This window comes from Maridesulfovibrio zosterae DSM 11974 (assembly GCF_000425265.1).
GTDB lineage: Bacteria > Desulfobacterota > Desulfovibrionia > Desulfovibrionales > Desulfovibrionaceae > Maridesulfovibrio > Maridesulfovibrio zosterae.
The window spans coordinates 986,039-1,006,556 of sequence record NZ_KE384342.1 but is presented as its reverse complement, the minus strand read 5'-3'; the positions used below and the strand labels follow the sequence as shown (position 1 = coordinate 1,006,556).

Annotated in this window: 15 protein-coding genes and 2 rRNA genes; 6 read left to right on the top strand and 11 right to left on the bottom strand. The window is 41.1% G+C overall.

Features of this window, described 5'->3' with window-relative positions:
* Positions 1-76: ribosomal RNA gene (locus H589_RS0116230) — 23S ribosomal RNA — on the top strand; the annotation flags it as partial.
* Positions 77-157: 81 nt separating this feature from the next.
* Positions 158-272 (top strand): 5S ribosomal RNA (rrf, locus tag H589_RS0116225).
* 90 nt (positions 273-362) lie between these two features.
* Here the strand turns inward: rrf and H589_RS0116220 are convergent.
* Entirely contained in the window at positions 363-719 is a 357-nt protein-coding gene (locus H589_RS0116220) for a hypothetical protein (RefSeq protein ID WP_027722997.1), read from the bottom strand.
* A 239-nt stretch (positions 720-958) separates the two neighbouring features.
* On the opposite strand from H589_RS0116220, the gene H589_RS0116215 reads away from it, so the two are divergent.
* Complete coding sequence (locus tag H589_RS0116215; RefSeq protein WP_027722996.1) at positions 959-2,299, top strand: PpnN family nucleotide 5'-monophosphate nucleosidase; 1,341 nt, start codon at positions 959-961, stop codon at positions 2,297-2,299.
* Positions 2,300-2,394: 95 nt separating this feature from the next.
* Here the strand turns inward: H589_RS0116215 and recQ are convergent, their stop codons facing one another.
* The 3 genes from recQ to H589_RS0116200 all read right to left on the bottom strand — a co-directional run bounded on the left by recQ (position 2,395) and on the right by H589_RS0116200 (position 7,969).
* Entirely contained in the window at positions 2,395-4,623 is a 2,229-nt protein-coding gene (recQ, locus tag H589_RS0116210; protein ID WP_027722995.1) for a DNA helicase RecQ, read from the bottom strand.
* 44 nt (positions 4,624-4,667) lie between these two features.
* The gene (map, locus tag H589_RS0116205) at positions 4,668-5,447 is read right to left on the bottom strand and encodes a type I methionyl aminopeptidase (protein ID WP_027722994.1); all 780 of its coding nucleotides are present in this window, start codon (positions 5,445-5,447) and stop codon (positions 4,668-4,670) included.
* A gap of 272 nt (positions 5,448-5,719) precedes the next feature.
* Positions 5,720-7,969 carry a methyl-accepting chemotaxis protein gene (locus H589_RS0116200; RefSeq protein ID WP_027722993.1) on the bottom strand — a complete coding sequence of 750 codons (2,250 nt, stop codon included), beginning with the start codon at positions 7,967-7,969 and terminating at the stop codon, positions 5,720-5,722.
* Between the two features lie 437 nt (positions 7,970-8,406).
* Here H589_RS0116200 and H589_RS0116195 point away from each other — a divergent pair, with 437 nt between their 5' ends.
* Positions 8,407-8,904 (top strand): rubrerythrin family protein, encoded by a 498-nt coding sequence (locus tag H589_RS0116195; protein ID WP_027722992.1) that lies wholly within the window; start codon positions 8,407-8,409, stop codon positions 8,902-8,904.
* An 85-nt stretch (positions 8,905-8,989) separates the two neighbouring features.
* Here the strand turns inward: H589_RS0116195 and H589_RS0116190 are convergent, their stop codons facing one another.
* From H589_RS0116190 to H589_RS20535, 6 genes are all read right to left on the bottom strand, one after another.
* On the bottom strand, positions 8,990-10,408 hold the full coding sequence (locus H589_RS0116190) for a carbon starvation CstA family protein (RefSeq protein ID WP_027722991.1): 1,419 nt from the start codon (positions 10,406-10,408) through the stop codon (positions 8,990-8,992).
* Positions 10,409-10,533: 125 nt separating this feature from the next.
* Positions 10,534-12,270, bottom strand: coding sequence for a LytS/YhcK type 5TM receptor domain-containing protein (locus H589_RS19980; protein WP_035076229.1), 1,737 nt, complete (start codon positions 12,268-12,270; stop codon positions 10,534-10,536).
* Positions 12,271-12,366: 96 nt separating this feature from the next.
* Positions 12,367-13,155: a LytR/AlgR family response regulator transcription factor gene (locus tag H589_RS0116180; protein ID WP_027722990.1), complete on the bottom strand. Its 789-nt coding sequence runs from the start codon at positions 13,153-13,155 to the stop codon at positions 12,367-12,369.
* Positions 13,156-13,196: 41 nt separating this feature from the next.
* A complete protein-coding gene (locus H589_RS0116175) occupies positions 13,197-13,868 on the bottom strand; it encodes a D-lyxose/D-mannose family sugar isomerase (protein WP_027722989.1) in 672 nt (223 codons plus the stop codon).
* 22 nt (positions 13,869-13,890) lie between these two features.
* Complete coding sequence (locus H589_RS0116170) at positions 13,891-14,775, bottom strand: PfkB family carbohydrate kinase (protein ID WP_027722988.1); 885 nt, start codon at positions 14,773-14,775, stop codon at positions 13,891-13,893.
* A gap of 114 nt (positions 14,776-14,889) precedes the next feature.
* Complete coding sequence (locus H589_RS20535; protein ID WP_051249779.1) at positions 14,890-16,557, bottom strand: DUF389 domain-containing protein; 1,668 nt, start codon at positions 16,555-16,557, stop codon at positions 14,890-14,892.
* 209 nt (positions 16,558-16,766) lie between these two features.
* On the opposite strand from H589_RS20535, the gene H589_RS0116160 reads away from it, so the two are divergent.
* Both H589_RS0116160 and H589_RS0116155 read left to right on the top strand, forming a co-directional pair.
* On the top strand, positions 16,767-18,185 hold the full coding sequence (locus tag H589_RS0116160; protein WP_027722987.1) for a CHASE2 domain-containing protein: 1,419 nt from the start codon (positions 16,767-16,769) through the stop codon (positions 18,183-18,185).
* A complete protein-coding gene (locus H589_RS0116155) occupies positions 18,185-18,655 on the top strand; it encodes a hypothetical protein (RefSeq protein WP_027722986.1) in 471 nt (156 codons plus the stop codon). The genes H589_RS0116160 and H589_RS0116155 overlap by 1 nt, the downstream gene beginning before the upstream one ends.
* A gap of 115 nt (positions 18,656-18,770) precedes the next feature.
* Here the strand turns inward: H589_RS0116155 and H589_RS0116150 are convergent, their stop codons facing one another.
* A complete protein-coding gene (locus H589_RS0116150) occupies positions 18,771-20,474 on the bottom strand; it encodes a membrane protein (RefSeq protein WP_027722985.1) in 1,704 nt (567 codons plus the stop codon).
* Positions 20,475-20,518 lie beyond the last annotated feature (44 nt).

Genomic DNA, 20,518 nt, shown 5'->3' with positions numbered 1-20,518 from the left:
TGGTTGATAGGCTGGAGGTGTAAGTGCAGCAATGTACTCAGCTGACCAGTACTAATAAATCGTGCGACTTATCTTTCTTCTTTCCCTATTAACTATATATTTATAGTTAATAACCAAGGACCACGCACGGTCCAAAGTTTTTGACCAAGGAATTTGTCCTTGCGACCATTGAGGAGGGGCCACACCCGACCCCATTCCGAACTCGGAAGTTAAGCCCTCCATCGCCAATGATACTGCTAGGTAGCTAGTGGGAAAGTAGGTCGTCGCAAGGACTTTTTTTCGCCCTGTAAAAAGGGCAGCCAAGCCCCGTACAACTACGTTGTACGGGGCTTTTTGCGTTCTGCTAAATATACTCGATTAGTCTATTCACCCTGGATGTTAATGATTGTCATTTTGTTTTTTACAGTTAAAGGCACATTTTGAAGTGTAGGGGCATCAAGTAAATGTTTTAATTCATTATGGTGAGACTCTAATTCTTTAACCTTTTGATCTCTAAGAAAATAAACCTTTTTTTGAGCTTCAATGTATTTTTTACCTGGAAAAAAATGATAATTTTTCAGCATATTAATGCAGTTTTTGAGATAATTTATATCCATTCTTTCCATATCATGAATTTTACCTGTTCCATCTGTCCATTGGTCTTTGTCGGACAGGATTGATTGAAGTACTCCATCTCCTCCGTTTGCTTTGTCATTAATAAATTGATCTATATCTATCATATTTTCCTCCATCGTTTTGAATTTACCATTTGATACAGCATACCGTAATCAGTTATTAAATTAGTTTCGCTAAAATATTATATAATTAACTGTATTCGTATTTGTAAGGGGAATTATATTAATTTGAACCCTACGCTTTGTTGACGACTAAGAGACATGGCGTGGTTTAAGTAAATTTTTTTAAATTATTTTTGACTGTTATACTTGATTTTTAAGCAGTTATGAATTCTCATGAGAATATGAAAACAGAATTAAAGATCCCCCTTATAGCCCGTAAAGTTTTTCCAAGGAAACCCGGTACAGAAGAGCTTCAGCAGCTTATAAATGGACTTGCCGCTCCTGAAAATCGTATGCCGGAGATTGTTGGTGCACTTATCAATGTCCATAAAAATAATGTGCATGATACTCGTGAAATCCGTGAAAAATTTGGCGATATGCATGTTGAATTGGCTCAGGTAAATGGTAATATTAATCTGCACTGCAAAAAAGTTCCCATGGATTGTCTTTACGATGGCAGACACGTAATCTGGCAGTCTATTGAGCACATATCTGCTGTTATCCGTGATCTTATTTTTGCTCCGGAATTCCCAAAAGGACCTGAAGCATGCCGTTCATCGTATATTAAAAAATTCGTCGAGAACTCGGGACTTATGTATCGAGGTGTTCGCGGATTGGTTATGTTTACATGGGGCGGACATCAGGTTCCTATGGAAGAGTATAGTTTTGCCAAAGAGCTTGGCTACTGGACAGCATTGTTTATGCCGGACATGGAGAATATTACCGGTTGCGGAGTCGGTATCATGAAAGCTCCATTTAAAGGCGCACAGGTTGCTTATGGTAAGCAGAATACTTTTGAGCGGTATGGAATGCGCGATTTTATCGGTTTTTCTGAAAAAAAGATTCTTGCAGCAGAAGCTCCTAACGAGCTTGTCACCCAGCTTTTAACTTTCCCTACAATAGAAGAGCGTATGGAAGCTTTTATCCGTGCTTCACATCGAGGTAAAGTTCATCCAGGCGGTGCCGGTACAATTGAAGAGATTTTAACTATGCTCGCCTTGCTTTCCATGCCGGAAAATAAAGAAATTCCTTATTCTTTCGACTTGGTAGAAAAAGGGGGCGGTATTTATTTCAAAGAATTAGTTGAGTATTTAAATGTTTGCTTTGGTAATGAGCTGGATGGATTATATAATGTTCATGTAGGAACAGCTCGGGCATATGCAAACTACCTTGCATATGAAACGGAAAAACTTTCTACAAAATTTTTGTGGAATGATGATCTTGTCTTTGATCACAGAATTCAGAAGCCTTTTGCTGTAACGTTTGAATCAATGGAAGCTCTTGATCTTTCCAGAAATCAGGAACCTTTTTCTTTGCTGATCAACTTACGCCGTTTTTTCTCAGCTGTTGTGCATCTTTCAGTTAAAGATCCAGATATGCTTGATTCATGGGGAGATGATCGCCCGCTCATTAAGGGGGATAAAAAAATTGTTCAGGCAACTGATCAGTTTGTTCAAAAACTTGCTCAACAAGGTCGAATTCATCCAAGCAAAAATAAGACAGCGTCTTATCGCATTGAATAAATTATTTTATGATTTAAAATTGAAAGATAAATTCAGCTCTAGTTTTAATTCATGATTTTATGCATAGATTAAAACTAGGGCTATTTTATTATGAATTATTTTATTCCCGCTTTTACCATTCGTAATATTTCGAATGAATAATTTCCGTAAAGAGCATTATAGACTGGATTGAGTTGTAAAAAACCTTCTGACTCATAAAACTTTATTGTATCAGTCACGCAGTCAAGTTCAGTTTTACTGAAATCAACAACATCAGTTACATTCAGCTTTCCGGCCTGAATACAAGAGGTGAGATGGGCGTATATGGTATTGGCTTTTATATTTCGTTCTTGGGCAACTTTTTCTATGTCTAGAATTTCTTCAAATAAATCCAATGTCTCAAGGGCAGATGCGGAAACCGTAGGGCCTTCATCCTTTGGCTGTCCGACCGAGACTGATTTAATTTTATCCTCTGGGATCGGAAATAGATCGGAGGGGCGGCCATGTTTATCCTGATGTTTAATTAATACATCAATAATTGCATTTCCATATCTGAAAATTTTCTGATCGCCTAATCCGCTGACAGCGTATAGTTCACCTGCTGTTTGAGGACGGTAACAGGCCAGCTCCAGCAGAGTTTTATCCGGGAAAATTGCATAGGCCGGTACCTGCTGTTCTTTTGCAAGAGTGTTGCGAAGTGTGCGCAGTGAGTCCAGAAGCTCTTTTGCTTCCGGGGTCGTCATTGAGGGACTGTTCGCATCGCCTATAATCAGTTTTTTGCTGGCCTTACGAGTTTTAGTCTTCACTAAAACAGGATCTTTACGTAATGCAACAGATCTTTCTTTACGCAGAACTTCCCAGCTTTTTGCATTAAGTTTCAGTGACCCGTATCCTTCAATATCAACATCAACCAAGCCCTGTGAGACTAATTGGCGGTGAATAGACATCCATTCATCTGCACTAAACTCTTTACCGATGCCGTATGTACTGAGCTTATCGTGCTCAAAACCAGATATGCGCTTGTTGTCTTTGCCCAGCAGAATTTCTATTAGATAATTAGCTCCGAACATTTGCTGGGTACGGTAAATATTGGATAAAGCTTTTTGTGCGTGAATAGTTCCGTCGAATGTGGATGGCGGATTATTGCAGGTGAAACAGTTACCGCATGGCTTTTCAAGTTCTTCGCCAAAGTAGGCAAGCAATGACTGGCGTAGACAACCGGAGGATTCGCAGTACGCAAGAAGTGCATTAAGTTTACGTAATTCAAGTGCCTTGCGTTCTTCCGGAGCATTGCCGGACATGATCATTCGTTTTAAAAATCCCATATCTTGAATGCCTACAGACATCCATGCTTCGGCAGGAAGACCGTCACGTCCGGCGCGACCGGTTTCCTGATAGTAGGCTTCAATCGTCTTTGGCATATCCAGATGAGCAACATAGCGTACATCCGGCTTATCTATACCCATGCCGAATGCAATTGTTGCAACCATGACTACGCCGTCTTCAGACATAAAACGGGCCTGATTTGATTCACGGGTCTGTGCGTCCAGACCAGCATGATAGGGAAGGGCTTTAATGCCGTTTTTACATAGCCATTCTGCAGTGGATTCTACTTTTTTGCGACTCATGCGGTAGACAATTCCGCACTCAGTGAAATGTTCATTTTTAATAAAGTTCAGAAGCTGTCTTTTTTCCTGCTCCTTAGGAATAACTGTATAGCGGATATTTGGCCTGTCAAATCCGGTGGCAAATATATCATCTTCACAAAAAGAAAGACGATGTAGAATTTCATTTCTGGTCGGTCCGTCTGCTGTTGCAGTCAGAGCTAGGCGGGGAACAGTTGGAAAACGCTGCGCAAATTCTGACAAACGCAGGTAGTCCGGTCTGAAATCGTGTCCCCATTGGGCAACACAATGAGCTTCATCTATGGCAATAAGAGCAATTTTAAATCCAGAAAGCATATCCATGAAACCGGGGTGGGCCAGACGTTCCGGCGCAACATAAAGTAGATCAATATCGCCACTGTGCAGTTCATGGATAATATGGTTTGCTTCAGACGGCTGAACTGATGAGTTTAGACATGCAGCCCTGACTCCCATCTGTGTTAATGCAGCAACCTGATCACGCATAAGTGCAATCAGCGGTGAAATTACAATGCCAACGCCTTTACGGAGAATAGCAGGAATCTGGTAGCAGGCTGACTTACCTCCGCCAGTCGGCATGAATACGACGGCATTGCCGCCGTTCATAATACGATTGATTACATCTTCCTGTATTCCTTTGAACGATTCATAGCCGTATGTTTGCTGAAGAACATCGAGAGGCGAGCGCATTGTATCTGGCATGGATTATATTTTTATCGGAGAGGTTATAAATTAAGAAAAAAGAGCTACATGGCCCAGCCTTCGCCGTCAGGACCGCAGGTCAGAACTTGTGCTCCTGATGCAGTTACAGCGATGGTATGTTCAAAATGGGCAGAAGGTTTATGGTCTTTGGTCACAATAGTCCAATGATCATCAAGAGTCTGAGTGTTTTTAACTCCTGCATTTATCATAGGCTCTACCGCAATGACGAGTCCTTCTTTAAGCTTGAAATCCCTTAAAACTCTGCTGTGGTAATTAGGTATTTGTGGGGATTCCCATAGACCTTCTCCTATACCATGTCCAACTAAAGTTTCAACAACTGAAAAACTGTTTGAGCGGGCATACTGAGCCATTTCTTTAGCAATCTTGCTCCACTTTAATCCCGGCTTGATTTCCCGGATAGCAAGACGCAGACATTCTTCAGTTACGTCCATGAGTTTTTGTTTCTCGGTATCAATTTCACCAATGGCATGGGTACAGGCACAGTCGGAGCACCAGCCATTCAGACGTACCCCGATATCAATACTTAGAATATCACCGTCAGTAAGCTTTCTTTGTGACGGTATACCGTGGACGATTTCTTCGTTCACAGACATACAGCATGCAGCAGGAAAAGGTACTTTGCCCTGAACACCTTTAAAGAGAGGGATAGCATTATTAGTTAAAATAAATTTTTCTACTTCAGCATCAATTGCAGCGGTAGTTATTCCAGGTTCGATCATTTCTTTGGCCACGATATGTGCTTTATAGAGCAGCAGTCCTGCTGCGCGCATAAGCTCGATCTGATTTTTATTTTTTAATATCATTTAGAAGGCTCCGAAATCGTTGTGTGTAAAGAGATAGGGATACTCTTAAAGGTGTGTATGTCAATTAAAGAAAAGGAGACTTTTCTGAATCCATTGTCTGAATTTGATTCTATAAAATTTTATAAATATTGATATTACTGATTTCTTTAAAATTTATTATACATTTTATGCTTAAAAAGCAGAAGCGCATACGGTTACTCCGTATGCGCTTTCACTTTTCATGTTCGTTATAGTAACTTAGAACCTAAGAATAATATAACAGATAATTACTTTTATTCTTTCATGTGGTTGATAAGTTTTTGCAGAGCCTGTGTCTGCTTAGCAACTTCTTCAACAGCGATTGCTGATTCTCCCATGGCTTTTGCTGTTTCATTAGAAATGTCAGCTACCTGGCTTAGGGACTGATTGATCTGTTCACTTGCAGCTGACTGTTCTTCTGCGGCAGTTGCAATATTTTGAACTTGGTTTGAAGTATCATCGACAAAGTTGACAATTGCATCAAGTGAAGCACCTGATTCAGTTGAAAGCTTTGTTGTTTCATCAATTTTTATGACAGCCTTATCAACATTTTGAATGTTATCAGTAGTACCTTTCTGAATGTCAGTAATGGCTTTTCCAACTTCATTAGTAGCAGTCATGGTTTTTTCGGCCAGTTTGCGAACTTCATCAGCAACGACGGCAAAACCGCGACCTGCTTCACCGGCTCTTGCAGCTTCAATAGCAGCATTCAAAGCCAGCAGGTTCGTTTGGTCAGCAATGTCGGAAATGACTTCCATTACCTGTCCTATTCCTTCTGCATCTCTTCCAAGGCTGGTAACATTGTCTTTAAGCTGTAATGCTACACCCTGAAGCTCTTCCATGCTTTTTAACACCCTAGAAACTATTTCGGAACCGGCTTGAGCCTTCTCTCTAGCCATATTGGCTGTTTCGGAAGAATTGGAAGCATTTTTTGCAACCTCAAGAACAGTAACATTCATTTCTTCCATGGCTGTTGCGGTTTCTGTTATCTGGGCAGACTGGTCTTCTGTTCCCCTGCGCGATTGTTCAATCTGAGCAGCCAGTTCTTCTGAAGCTGATGTAACAATGTTTACTATTTCTTCAAGTTCCTGTGCCGCCTGAATTTTACCATCTCTTTCAGCGCGTGCAGCGTGTTCTTTAGCCTCATTAGCTTCTTCTACAGCAATGTTTGCTCTTGCTGTTTCTTCCTCGGCCTGTCTACTCTTATCTTCGGCCTCAGTGATCATTTTTTTAAGATTATCTACCATCACTTTCAAGGAATCAGCTAAGACACCTATTTCATCAGCCTGATTAATATTCAGTTCCTGATCAAAATCGCCTTTTGCAACGCTTTCTGCAAATGTAACAGATTGTTTAATCGGTTTCACAATTCCACCTGTTAAGAACCAAAGAACTATACATGCAAGCGCAACAATTGCTGCTCCTGCTGAAATTGCAAAAATGGCGCTTTGATATGCATTATTGACTAGTTCTTCATGCAGGTGAATTGATTTGGCAAAAACAATATTTCTGTCAACTTCAATTAAAACAGCCCATGGAGTTTTGGTTTGTCCTAAATTAATAGGGGCTAAAGCCTGAACAAGACCATCTTCTTCTCCAAGATTAATATAGGATTTTTCATCTTTAATATCTTTTTTAATAAGCTCCATATTCTCTTCATTAATTTGATCAATGGGCTTTCCTACATTTGTTGGAGTGGCGCTGTCGGCAACTATGATACCAAGGTTACTAATAACTTTAACTTTTGCTTTGCCTTCATACAATTGAGAAGCAACTTTTTCACTTAGCTTTTGAACAAAATTAAGTCTTAAATCTGTACCTGCAATTCCAAGAAATTTACCATCAACAACGACCGGAACCGACATTGTTGTGAGCCATTCCTGTTTTCCTTGAACAATATAAGGGAATGGATCTAAAATATTTGGAAGGCCTCTTTGTCTTGGAAAGAGATACCAGCCACCTTTAGTCACTCCATTGGGATGTAGACTGGCGTCTTCATATCCGACAAGGGCTTGTCTAGCTATCTTACCTTGTTGATCTCTGTTCCAGTATGGGACAAAGCGACCGCTTGAATCATATCCCTGATCAGTTCTGCCTTTGTATAAATCATCATTTCCATCAATTGCATTTGGCTGCCAGGCACTGTAAGTACCAAGAAAATTTTTATTATCTTTTAAAACAGTAAGCAGTATGTCGTTAAAAATCTCTCTGAGATTCGGGTCATTAGCATCTCTGGATCTAATGGACTTAAATACGCCGGCAAGAGTTCTTGCGGTATCAATATTTTTAAGCAGTTCAACCCGGATTACACCAGCCTGAGCTTCAGCAATTCCCATAAGTCCTTGTTTTGTTTTGTCTTCAATAAGTTTTGATACTTCAGATTGAACGAAAGCCGTGTTTTTTTTCTGGTCACGAATTTGTAGTGAAATCAGTAATACTGCTGATAGCGCAATACAACACGCTGACATCAGAATAATTTTTGTCTTTATTGATTTAAAGTTCATAATCTCTCCCTTTAAGCATATTCTCTCCCATTAAGTATAAATCATTATCTTTACTAAGCCCTATTGCAGAAAAAGATAAATTTATATTTTAGAGTTATCATAATTTTTATTTCCCTGCACATTATAATTTTAAATTAGTAAAATTTATAATTACAGCAGTTAGTATTCTAATAATATATAGGTTGATCAGAATGACTCTTTAGCGTGTGATTATAAATAATTGGGGACATCCTGATTCTGAATAACCATATTATATTAAGAATTATTAAGATATCATTTTCTGAACCGATTTTATGCAATTTAAATTTTTTAAAGAAATTACATTTTTTACTTGCTAATAGTATTAAGAACTATTATTGATATCTTCAACGAGAACGAAAGAGGAAATACTTCCTCGATTATAATTTAGAATAACACTTTAAATAAGGAGAACTACAATGTCTAAAACATCAGAAAATTTGAGCGCAGCTTTCGCAGGTGAATCACAGGCTAATCGTAAATACCTCGCATTTGCTGAAAAAGCAGAGTCCGAAGGTAAACCCGGTGTTGCTAAACTTTTCCGCGCAGCAGCTGCAGCTGAAACTATTCACGCTCATGCGCATCTTCGTCTTATGAAAGGAATTGGTTCTACTGAAGAAAACCTTAAAGCTGCAATTGAAGGTGAGACTTTCGAATTCAAGTCCATGTATCCTGATATGATGGAAGATGCAAAAGCTGAAGGTGAGAATGCTGTTCTTCGTTACTTCGGTTTTGCTAACGAAGCTGAAAAAATTCATGCAGAACTTTACTCAGCAGCTCTTGAAGCTGATAGTGATAAATTTGCTGACGCAGAATTTTATATCTGTTCAGTATGTGGTCACACTCAGGATGGTGCTGCAACTGACAAATGTCCTATCTGCGGTGCTGCTGCAAAAGCATATAACAAAGTAGATTAATAGCAGCTGAGTGTTATTAACCAAAAAAGTCCCTCCTGCTTAAGCAGGAGGGACTTTTTACTGTGTGGCAATTTTTAATGACAGTTTAATTAACTTCCTGTGCCGCTTTTGGAGAAACGAACTTTACAAGGAAGACGGCCAGTGCTGCGATAGCTGCAGCAATACCAAGGAGTATTGAAACATTCATATCCAGTTCAAAACCTATTTTTGCCTGTGCAATGAAGGTTACAACAACAGCAGTCATAAAGGTTGCAGGCAGGGAAGCGATCCAGTGCAGTTTAGCACGCTGTCCGAGATAAACTGCAGCAGTCCAAAGTACGAGCATGGACAGACACTGGTTTGAGAAGCCGAAATATCTCCAGATTGAGCTGAAGTTCTGAGTGGAGATAATATACCCAAGAATAAATAAAGGAACTGCGATCAAGAGACGTTTAATTGCAGGTCCCTGGTCCATCTTGAATGTTTCAGCAACGATGAGGCGTGTGCTGCGGAAAGCAGTATCACCACTGGTGATAGGCAGGATGACAACTGCGATAATTGCAAAGACTCCACCTATGGGGCCGAGCAGGGAGTTCGCTGCCTGTGATACAACTGCGGAAGGTGATCCAGAAGCGATAACTGCGTTCATTGCTGCAGGGGTATCGTAAAATGACAGACCGATAGTACACCAGATAAGTCCGATGATACCTTCGATGATCATTGCACCATAGAATACCGGACGGCCTTCTTTTTCATTCTTTACGCAACGGGCCATGAGCGGAGACTGTGTGGCATGGAATCCGCTGATTGCGCCACAGGATAAAGTGATGAAAAGAAGTGGCCACATGGGCTTGCCGGTGGGGCTGGTATTAACAGCAAAGTCGAGGTTCGGCAGAAGTGTGTGGCCGCTGAACATGAGAGCCACTGCAATGGCGATTGTCATGATCAGCAGTAATGCGCCGAACAGAGGGTAAAGTTTACCGATGAGTTTATCAATGGGAAGGATTGTAGCGAGGAAATAGTAAGCAAAGATACAGGCAACAAGAATTCCGGTATCAATTCCAGTCAGTCCTGTAAGCAGTTTTGCAGGTGACAGGACAAAGACAACTCCTACCAGCATGAGCAGAACAAAAGCAAATATGCGCATAACGTGGCGTGCTGACATACCTAGATATTCGCCGACAAGTTCGGGAACTGATGCTCCATCATTGCGGATGGAAAGCATTCCGCTGAAGTAGTCATGAACCGCGCCGCCGAAAATACAGCCGATTACAATCCAGAGAAGGGCAGCCGGGCCGTACAGTGCTCCGAGTATGGGGCCGAAAATAGGGCCGATACCGGCAATATCCAGTACCTGAATGAACATGAGTTTCCATTTAGGCATTGGCATGTAGTCCACATCATCACGCATGGCGTATGCGGGAGTTGTGCGGTTTTCATCCGGTCCAAATACATTATCTACAAATTTACCATAAATAATGTAACCAACAATCAGTGCTGCCACGCAGGCAAAGAAAAATAGCATAGAAAAGTCCTCCATCCTTTGAGCTTATAAAATGTATGCTCGTGCATGGCATAAAGAATGGGGCCGCTTCTATACTTTATGCGTGAAATGACTTTTTGAGTGTGTGAAATGACATATGAATTATGCTACCCGGCATTTCCGGCAAATTCCTGCATCTGTACAGCTGTTTTCAGTTTAGGAACCTGAAAGTCAATCTTGGTACCTTTTCCCTCTTCACTTTTAATTATCATTTTATATTGCGGCCCGTAAATCTGTTCCATTCGCTGAATACAATTGCGTACTCCGATTCCTTCTTCACGTGAATCGATGCGCTTTCTCTTATTAATATATGCAAGTTGTTCATTACTCATTCCTACGCCATCATCTTTAATTGAAATATGCATTTCATCGTTAGCGCAATGGATTGATACTGAGATTGTTCCGCCTTCTTCGCGTCCTAAAATTCCGTGTTTCACGCTGTTTTCAACTAGCGGCTGGATTATAAGCGGTGGAATAGGCCAGTCTTTACATTCATCGGCAACATTTAAATTAATTTTAATACGTTCACCAAACCTGGCCTGTTCAATAGCTAAATAACTGTGCAACTGGGCAAGTTCTTCATGCAATGGAACGTAACCACGGCTGCTATCAAGATTTTTGCGCATATATTTTGATAGTTCCAGCAGCAGTTCGCGGGCTCTGTTCGGGTTGGTTCGGCAAAATGATGTGACTGTATTAAGTGAATTGAATAAAAAGTGAGGATTGATCTGAGCTTGCAATCTCCTGATTTCTGCATGGGCAAGCATCTGTTCTTTAATCTGAATTTCTTCGAGTTCCAGCTGGGTAGAGCAGAGGTTGGCAAGGCCTTTAGCAATTTCAAATGAAAGCAGGTCGAGCTGTTTATTGCGGGTTCCGTACATTTTAAGGGTTCCAACTATCTGTCCGTTCTTATGCAGTGGAACAACTGCGGCAGTAGTAAAGGGGCATCCTTTATGATTGCAGCCGATCTTTTTTCCTGAATCCAGAAAAATGGGATCACCTTCCGCCAATACGTGTAGAGTTGATTCGGTTCGTATTTTTTCACCGGGAAGGTGGTGATCTGAGCCTGCCCCAACGTGTGCAAGTACATTTACATTATCAGTTATGGCTACGGCTGCGGCAGATACGTGGGCATGAATTATTTTAGCGGTTTCCTGTGCAGAATCTAGAGTCAGACCGGAGCGTAAATGACTGACCGTCAGGTTGGCAATATCCAGAATCTGTTGAGCTTTGACAGAGTCCTGCTTTGTTCCATATCTAAAAACAATACTGATAACCTGTGCAAAAAGAGCTGCGCCAAAGGTATTCAAAATAATCATAGGCAGGGCTATAAGTTCAACAACTTTAAGGGCTTCTTCATATGGGTGTGAGAAGTAAAGCACCATAATCATATGGATTATTTCTCCTACAAAAGCTAGTCCTGCAGCAGCCCTCCAATCCATGCGATTAGTAAGTTTCAGTGATATTAAGCCGGCAGCAATGCCTTCCAGCATAGTTGCCAATCCGCACGGGACAGAGCTGAATCCTCCGAAGTCAATCAGTATACGGTGTCCTCCTGCAATTATGCCGGCGCCAAGACCTACCAGCGGTCCTCCGAAAAGTCCTCCGGTAATTACAGCCATAGCTCGCAGGTTGGCAACAGACTGAAAAACAAAGTTACCGCCGTATGTGCCGAGAATACCGCAAGTACCAAATATAAGAATTTGCATGGCGATACTGCTTCTTTCGGAATGGCGATTGAAGCCGATTTTGTGGAGAGGCGTAATTGTCAGCAGCAGGAAAGAGCCTGCGATAATAAGGCCGAAGCGTTCGGCAAGGGTAATAATTAAAGCTTCTGGATTCATAATAAACCTTTATAGTACTAGCGGTGAGTCATTCTTTGCGGTTTCCATAGGTGCTGGTTTGCTTCAGCAGCACTTAGTATGGAAAATGAGAGTTTTTTAAATCAGTCCTAAGCGTTCTCGGAAGGATTTGACACGGCCTTTACTTATGATGATTTCATTTTCATCAATATGTTTCATTGTCAGTACGTATTTGCCGTTAAACCATGGTGCAAAGTCCCGAACATGAGTCAGATTTACCATTTCGCCGCGGTTAGGTCTGAAAAATGGCTGGCCTTGCAGTCGTTCTTCAAGTTTATCAAGAGTCTTATCTCCATAGCATGGAAAAATTCCTTGGGCCGTGTGGATCATTATTTTGCGATCTTCAACCCTGCACATAATTACATCTGCCGGCTCAAGCAGTAAGATTCTTCCGTTGCCTTCAACCGATATTCGCAACACTCTCTGTCCCAGACCCATTGTGCTTAACAGAGCATTCATGTCCGGCATTTCAATTTTATCTTCACAGTTGGCATAAACCTGACAGCGTACGCGTGCGATGCTTTTAGCCAGTCTTTCAGCCGAAAGCGGTTTAAGAATATAATCCACTGCATTTTCTTCAAAAGCACGCAGGGCATATTCATCATAAGCTGTTGCAAATACAACAAGCGGAGGTTCAGGGTACTGCATAATCTCTTGCAGCACATGAAATCCGTTTTTACCAGGCATCTGGATATCGAGGAAAACAAGATCAGGACACTCTTCAGAAATCATTTTTATTCCTTGAGATGCCGATGTTGCTGTACCGATAATTTCAATATCTTTAAAATCAGAAAGTAGAAAACTAAGCTCATCAAGGGCCGGGGTTTCATCGTCTATGAGGATGCAGGATATTTTTTGTTGGGTCATGTCTGCTCCTTTGAAATTTAATTCTGCTTAATTTGGGTATTTTAAACATATCTGGCGTAGTCGTTAACGAGCAGGTGTACCGGAGCTTCATCTTCGTCAACTTCAGGAAAGCGTGGCAGCGGCTCATGAAATCGGTTATCTGAATTATCATCGTTAACAGCACTTACTTCGCCGACCATTACATCACCGCTTCCTTCTTCACAATAAAATGCATGGTACATGCCCGGTTCTAGGCAGATGCTTTCACCCGGCTCAAGCACTATTTCAGAACCGGATTCAACCCTGCGAATGATTCCGTCAACACTGACATCCAGAGGCGTGTCTGACAGAGCTTCATTTTCATCAGAGCTGTATAATTTGATCACCAGATTACCGCCTGCGCGATTGATTATATCTTCGCGTTTGGACCAGTGGAAGTGCATAGGGCAGACCTGTCCTTCACGCAGGATCATAATTTTTTCGGCATAAGGTTTAGGGTCACCGGCTTTGAGATTGCCGTTTCGTATAGTAAAAAGGAGAAGGCCAAGCTTGTCAAAATCTCCTTTGCCATAGTCAGTAAGGTCCCACCCCAGCATATTGCGGACAACCTCACTATCACCGTGTCCTTTCCAGTCTTCCGGTGTCCAGAAAGCCCACTTTGGCAGATTAAAGCGATGGGTTTTAAAAAAATCTTTGGCGCTGTTGATCAGTACGTTAACTTCACTTCTTTTCATTTATATTCTCCGTATCTAAAAATTATCTGATAAGTGTATATCTGTCTGGTACAGGTGGCATGGCTCCTTTGCATGAGCACACATATGCTGCCAGTTCATTTGCATGCTTGCTGATACTTTCCAGTGTGCAGCCTTGTAGCAGTCCTATTGCAACTGCCGCTGTGAATGAGTCTCCTGCACCAATTGTATCAGTAATTTTATCAACATAAATACCGCTGTTTTCAATTTCCTTATTCTGTCCAAGCATCAGGCTTCCGCTTCCTCCGCGGGTAAGCACAGAGCACTTTAGCGTGAATTTTTCATGGAGTACTTTAAGAATTGATTTTTCATCACCATTCAGCCCGAACATGGAAGCTACAACTGAAATTTCATCGTCGTTAAGTTTCAGCACGTCAGCTTTCTGGAGTGACCTGTTAATAATTTCTTCATTATAAAAATTCTGTCGCAGATTCATATCGTAGATTTTCATAGCCTGCGGAGCATTATCAAGAAATATACTAATAGCTGCGCGTGATTTTTCACTGCGCTGTGCAAGCGTGCCGAAACAGACAGCATCAACTTTCGGGGCAAGTTCTAAGGCTCTTTCATTCAGAGTCAGATGATCCCACGCAATATCATCAGGAAAAATATAATGAGCCACGCCCTGTGAATCTACTTTTGCTTCGACAAATCCTGTTGCATGATCTTTGTCTACACTGACGGATTCGAGATTTAGACCTCTGGTGAGTAGTTCTGCAATAGCGCGTCTGCCCCGTTCATCGTCGCCAATGGTGGAGATTGCAAATGCTTCTGCTCCAAGTGCCCCCGCGTGATAGGCAAAATTAACAGGCGCACCGCCTATTTCTTCTGAATCTGCAAGTACGTCCCAAAGTATTTCGCCCAGACCGGCTATCAAAAAATCAGCCATTTTTTCTCCTGACTATACGACGCACAGTACTTTGTTTATTTGCTGCATTTACTCAGATAAATACACTTTCACCTACTGTGCTAAGCTAATCAGATCTTTATGTTTCTTTTTTTATCAGTCAACCCTAAACAAGTCTTTACGATCTTTTCCTGAAAAGAATTCAAATGGCTGCACTCCTTCACTGTCGACTAACGCTTCACTTTTTGAATAAACATAGAGTTTTACCGGAGACTTGAATTCTTTGGCGAGTTTTTGTTCTATATTCTCGACTTCCTTACTGTCTATCAGTCTTGATCCGGCAATATCAGCCAATATTTTCCAGCCCGTTTTAGAATGCTGTGCTTCAACATAGATTGGAAAAACATTACGTATATTATCTAAATATTCTGTTGTTACAGTCTCAATTTTAAGTGTTTCCGGTGTATTCTTTCCTGAGTATTGGGCCCCGAAAAGGTTGCGCCCATGTCTGGTAATATCATTGCTTTTGAAAAAACGGACAATAAGAGAGACCTTTTTATTCCTGGTTTGATTTCTGAGCAGACTTTCAATTCTTTCAACGTCTTCAGGTTGTGGAAGATCCGGACCGCTGAGTTCAACAATGATGCCGGGGCCGTTTTTAAGCTCCATATAGTTTATTCCCATGAGCGTATACCATGGATATTTAGAAATATAACTTCGGAGCAACAGTTCGGCTTGCTCAAGAATCATGGCGCTAGGATCAAGCTGTATTTTTTGATTTTTGGCATGAGCATTGACCAGGCTGCTTATATTTGCATTTGCACTTGCGGAAATGCTCTGGGTAATGGAGGTACGCACAATCAGTTGTATAGGCATTTTAAGAGCTTTTTCCGCTTTTTCTTCCATTATTTTTACAACATTGGCTTTCAGCGAAGCAGGACCTTGCAACATTATGAATCCATTGATTATACCGTCTGATGTTTCATGCTTTATTTCTTCAATTGTTGTGTTCGGCGTTGAAGTCACTGCTTCCAGAGTTACTATTCTGAGTTCGTTATCAATTTTGCGGGAAACGGAAACTTCTATAAGAGATTGGGTAAGTAGAGCGGCAACAATGATCAGTCCAATAGTCGTTGTGGCAAAATGTTTGATCAGCCGTGGTAGTGGTTCATTATCTGAGTTAGGGATGAATCCGGTAATAATAAAAAGTACACTGGCAATGGAAAGAATAACCAGAAAGTTGGCAAAGAAAAGCAGAAAAGAACCCCATGCATTTGAGTACTGCTGTAGAGCAAGACACAGACCGCTTGCACAAAGTGGCGGGACAAGCGACGTGGCAATGGCTATTCCCGGCATTACCGGACTGACTCTTTCATCAATCAGTGCAACCGTTCCGGCAATACCGGCAAAAGCGGCAACGCCGAGGTCCAGTAGATTTGGTTCTGTACGTGCAGCAATTTCATTGGTTATTTCAAAGAAAACAGGAAAGCAGCCAATCAAAAATGCTCCGCCGATACCCAGCAGGATACCTGCCACAACGGAAAATAGTGAATCACGGATAAGCGGGAATTCTCCGCGTACAAGTCCCAGTGAGAACCCGAAGATAGGTGTCATCAGCGGAGAAACCAGCATAGCACCGATAACAACTGCAGGACTGTCTGCCATTAATCCTATAGAGGCAATAAAACAGGCTACGACCATAAGCAGGTAATACATTCCGCTCGGGGCAGAGGTGCGGGTAATCTCGGTTAGAAGAAACTCCCGGCGAACGTCACTAACAAAGAGTAGAGGTGGTCTGGCTTTTCTCTTGAATATTAATGGCACGATTGGCTCCGAGGATTAAATTTTCATGATTTTTATTTGATGATTATAACTTGTTAACTCAAAATTATCGTTACAGGCAATATTCTATGAGCTTCAAGATAAATATTTTTTATAAACGCTGCTGGTTCGGCTATAATGCTGCATTGCATCATTATCTTGCGGAGGATATATGATGGAAAGATTTTATTTAATTCTGGAGAAACTTCTTAATGAAACTCAAGGTTCCTGATTTTATAAAGCAATTATTGCGGAAGAATTCTGCTGATGAGAAAGATCCTTTTTTTCGGAATATCCTTAAATATAACCTATGGCCTGCAAGAACCAAGCGGCTTTTCATTCTTAATGTTTTTTTTGGGTTTGTGTTGCTGGTCATCCTCGAACTGCTGCCTTTATCAAAGGTAGGCCAGAATATGATCAACGATAACCATGATTTTCTTATTTCTGAATCGTTTAAGCAGAATGCACGGGAAGGGAAGACTGTAAATGATGATATTGAGCTGGTATTACTTGACCGTACTTTCTACGAAACAAGTCCCAGTATGGGATATTGGACTCCTAAATTAAGGCTTAACGAGACTCTACTATTTATTCTGGATTCTGGAGCCAAGGTGGTAGTCATTGATTGCCGTCTGGACCGAGCTGTACCAGATGATAAAGAGAATGATGCATTTCTGATTAATTTTAAACAAAGTCTGGAAAAAGCACGGCAGACCGGAGCTGTTATAATTATTCCCAGGCTGGCCCTGAAAAATGGTGAGCGACCGACATCTTTTTCAACGGATTTCTGGATGCTTGCCGATAAATATAAGGATGTGCTGAAAGTTGGGGACGCCGGAATTATCCGTAACCCCGAAGATAAACGCATCAGACATTTGCGCTACTACAGGGTAGAGTCTGGGAAAGAAGATAAAAAGGTTCTGCTTTCTATATCTCTTTTGGCTGCTTTGTACGATCATGGGGCTGGTATGGGGGATGAGCATCGCAATCGTATTATCCAGAGTATTCTTGAGATTGAAAATGGGCAGCTGGACAGTAAACGTATAGAAATTTTTCATGATACGTGGATTAAATTTTTTCCGCAAAAAACCGGGAGTGACGATATTGAGGCCCGGCTGAAATTTATTCTTGCTCCTCGAAAGATATATATTAATAAAATAGGCTATGCCGGTGCTGCTCAGTCTAAGCATGTTCAGTCTGCGACTGGAATCAGGTTCAGAAAACCTGAAAGTTTTAAAGGGAAGCTGGTAATAATCGGTTCGGATTATGAAGATATCGGTGATATGCACCTTACCCCTATAGGGCGTATGCCGGGGGTATATATTATCGTCAATGCCGTTAATATGTTTTTAAACGGTGATCAGGTTCATGCTGATGCAGCTATCAGTTACCTGATTAAAATCATTACCGTGCTCGTTGTGTCTTTAGGAGTAGCACATCTGCCAGCCATCTTTGATCTTTTACTGCTTATTCTTGCCTATATGGCTTTCAGGCCGCTGAGTGCATACCTTTTTATTGAACATGGGCTGTTTTTTAATTCGCTGTTACTTCTGGCTGGAATAAGTTTTTTTGACTATGTAAATAACGTCAGTGAATATGTTATTGAGAGATTTTTATCTCTGGAGGAATAGTGAGTAAATATACCTTTTCTGCCATAATATTTTTGATCTGTATCTTAGGTTTTATTTCTCTTGCTGCTGCCGGAGGGGCAGTCGGATACGTACATGTGGACAGCTGGGATACTGCTCCTTCAGATGCATATGAACTTCACCGCGGGGGCCGGACGGTTAACAGTCTATATCAGGATATGCCTGTTCAAAATGGTGACTACCTGATTCCACTGAAAAAAGATTGCGTTATTTTGGAATACAGTTCCAATGACTGTTCTCCGGTTACAGTCAATGAACCGACAGAGGTCAGCTGTGTTCGTGATGATGCACAGCAGGGGTTTTGGCACAGTGTTTATGATCGGATTAATTTTTTTTCACCCAGATATGAACTTGAAGAGACTCAAGGGACAACTATCCGTGGTGAGACATTTGATGATGACAAAATTGATAGGCCGGATACAGCTAAAAGCCATGACAAGGAAAAGTGGTAAAGAATTATTATTTATCATCGGTAAACTGAATTTTAGAAATAATATTCAGCTGATTTTTATCTAAAAAAGGTTCACGGGCATTACCTGTGAACCTTTTTTATTGAGTTTTAACCGGCTATTGAGCTTTATGAACAACGAGCTGATCAAATGGTATGTTCCATCCGAACTTGGTACAGGCGTCAACACTATAGCGTTGCAAGGCTCTGTTTAAGCGACCATAAAGTTCGGCAACACTTCCATTGAAATCAACGATAATTACAATGTTTAATGATGACGCTCCGGCTGACTCAAATTCAACCTTGAGACTCAGAACATGCTTTTCATATCCATCTTCCTGAAGCTTAACTTCAATGAATTCTTTTGCCTGAACAAGAATTGAATTGGTGCTTTCCGCCTGATGTGCGTAATCAATACCGAAAACAGATTTCAAGCGGAAATTACGTGAGAGATTCTTTGGGCTGAGGCCCAGAAAATCCTGAGTCTGATATGTCACATACGTTCCACCGCGCTGGATCAGTTCGACCATATCAGGAGACTGGCTGATGACCTTTCCGCGGGTGCCGTCAGAAAGGATTACCCAGTCATCAACGCGGCAGGGAAACCAAGGCTCGTTACTGCTGAATGAACGTGAAATCTGGCCTGAAAGCTTTTCAATAGGAAGTCTTATTACACTCGGGTTCAGCGCCGGGTTTCTCAGTTTGGTGAAAAGTTGCAGCCTTTCAACTTCCCATGGAACACCATTATGAATAATTCGCTCATTTTCACGTACAGATCCTAAGTTCAAGATCAGTTTTACCTGTTCATAGTAGCGGGTAAAGCCTTCTCTGGCAGTCCAGAGCGCACCGATCAAGAAAATGAAAGCGATGCTTAACAAAAACCAGTCGCCTGAAATATAAAGAGTAAAAAGAGAAGCAACAGTCGCCACCATAACCGTCATGAAGAGTAGAACTACTTCAATAAGGCGTATGTAAAATGGACGTTCTTTTGTTTTAAAAGCTGGATGAATTCTTCTGAATCCACGATCAAAAAGTCTGAAGGCAAGAAAAACACCGATAAAGGTTAACAGCGCAATGAAAATATTCTTACCACGGCTTTTAAAGAAAACCGCCATCACTTTCATTGTCGATTCATAGAACGATTTTTTTTCTTTTTGCAGTTCGTTCAGCTCAAAATGGGCAACATCAAGCTGATTATTGATATTGGTCTTCTTTTTTTCAAATTCAATTTTAAGTCTTTGCAGCTCCTCTTTGAGCTGTTCGGATTTGGCGGCGGATATAAGTTTATCGATGTTTGCTACAGCTTCATTTGCACTTGGCAGCCTGCTTTCAAAATATGCAACTCTTGATTTTAGACGCTCTATCTGGCGAGGTCTTTTGGTCATCTCTTTTAGTTCGTTAAAGAGAGGTTTAATTAAAGTTTCAATTTCTTCCTGCCATTGGAAATGTTGTTGTATTTCTTCATTGAAAACAGATGAATCAATTCCTGTAGCAACTTTCACAAAGTTTTGATGAACTTTTCTAAGTTGGTTTTTAAGATCGTTTATTTTGGCGGAAATAGCTTCTTTATCTACTGGATGCGTAATATTTTTCCGTACTTTTTTTGCAGCTTTAAGCTGACTTTTCAATTCCGATTTGTATTGCAGCAGGTTTGCAAGAGTCTCTGCCTGAGCTGGATTTTGAAATGCACTGGCCGTTATTTCCGCACTTTCAATATTTGCAGCGCTGGTGATGCTTTCACTTTCTGCAAAAACGATATTGGCCGAAAGCAGTAAAAGACCGGCAAGCATGATGCTTACATATAAATTTCTATAAATTCTCATTTGAAATCCTGTTCGATTGGATAGTGATAAAAACTTTGTCAGTT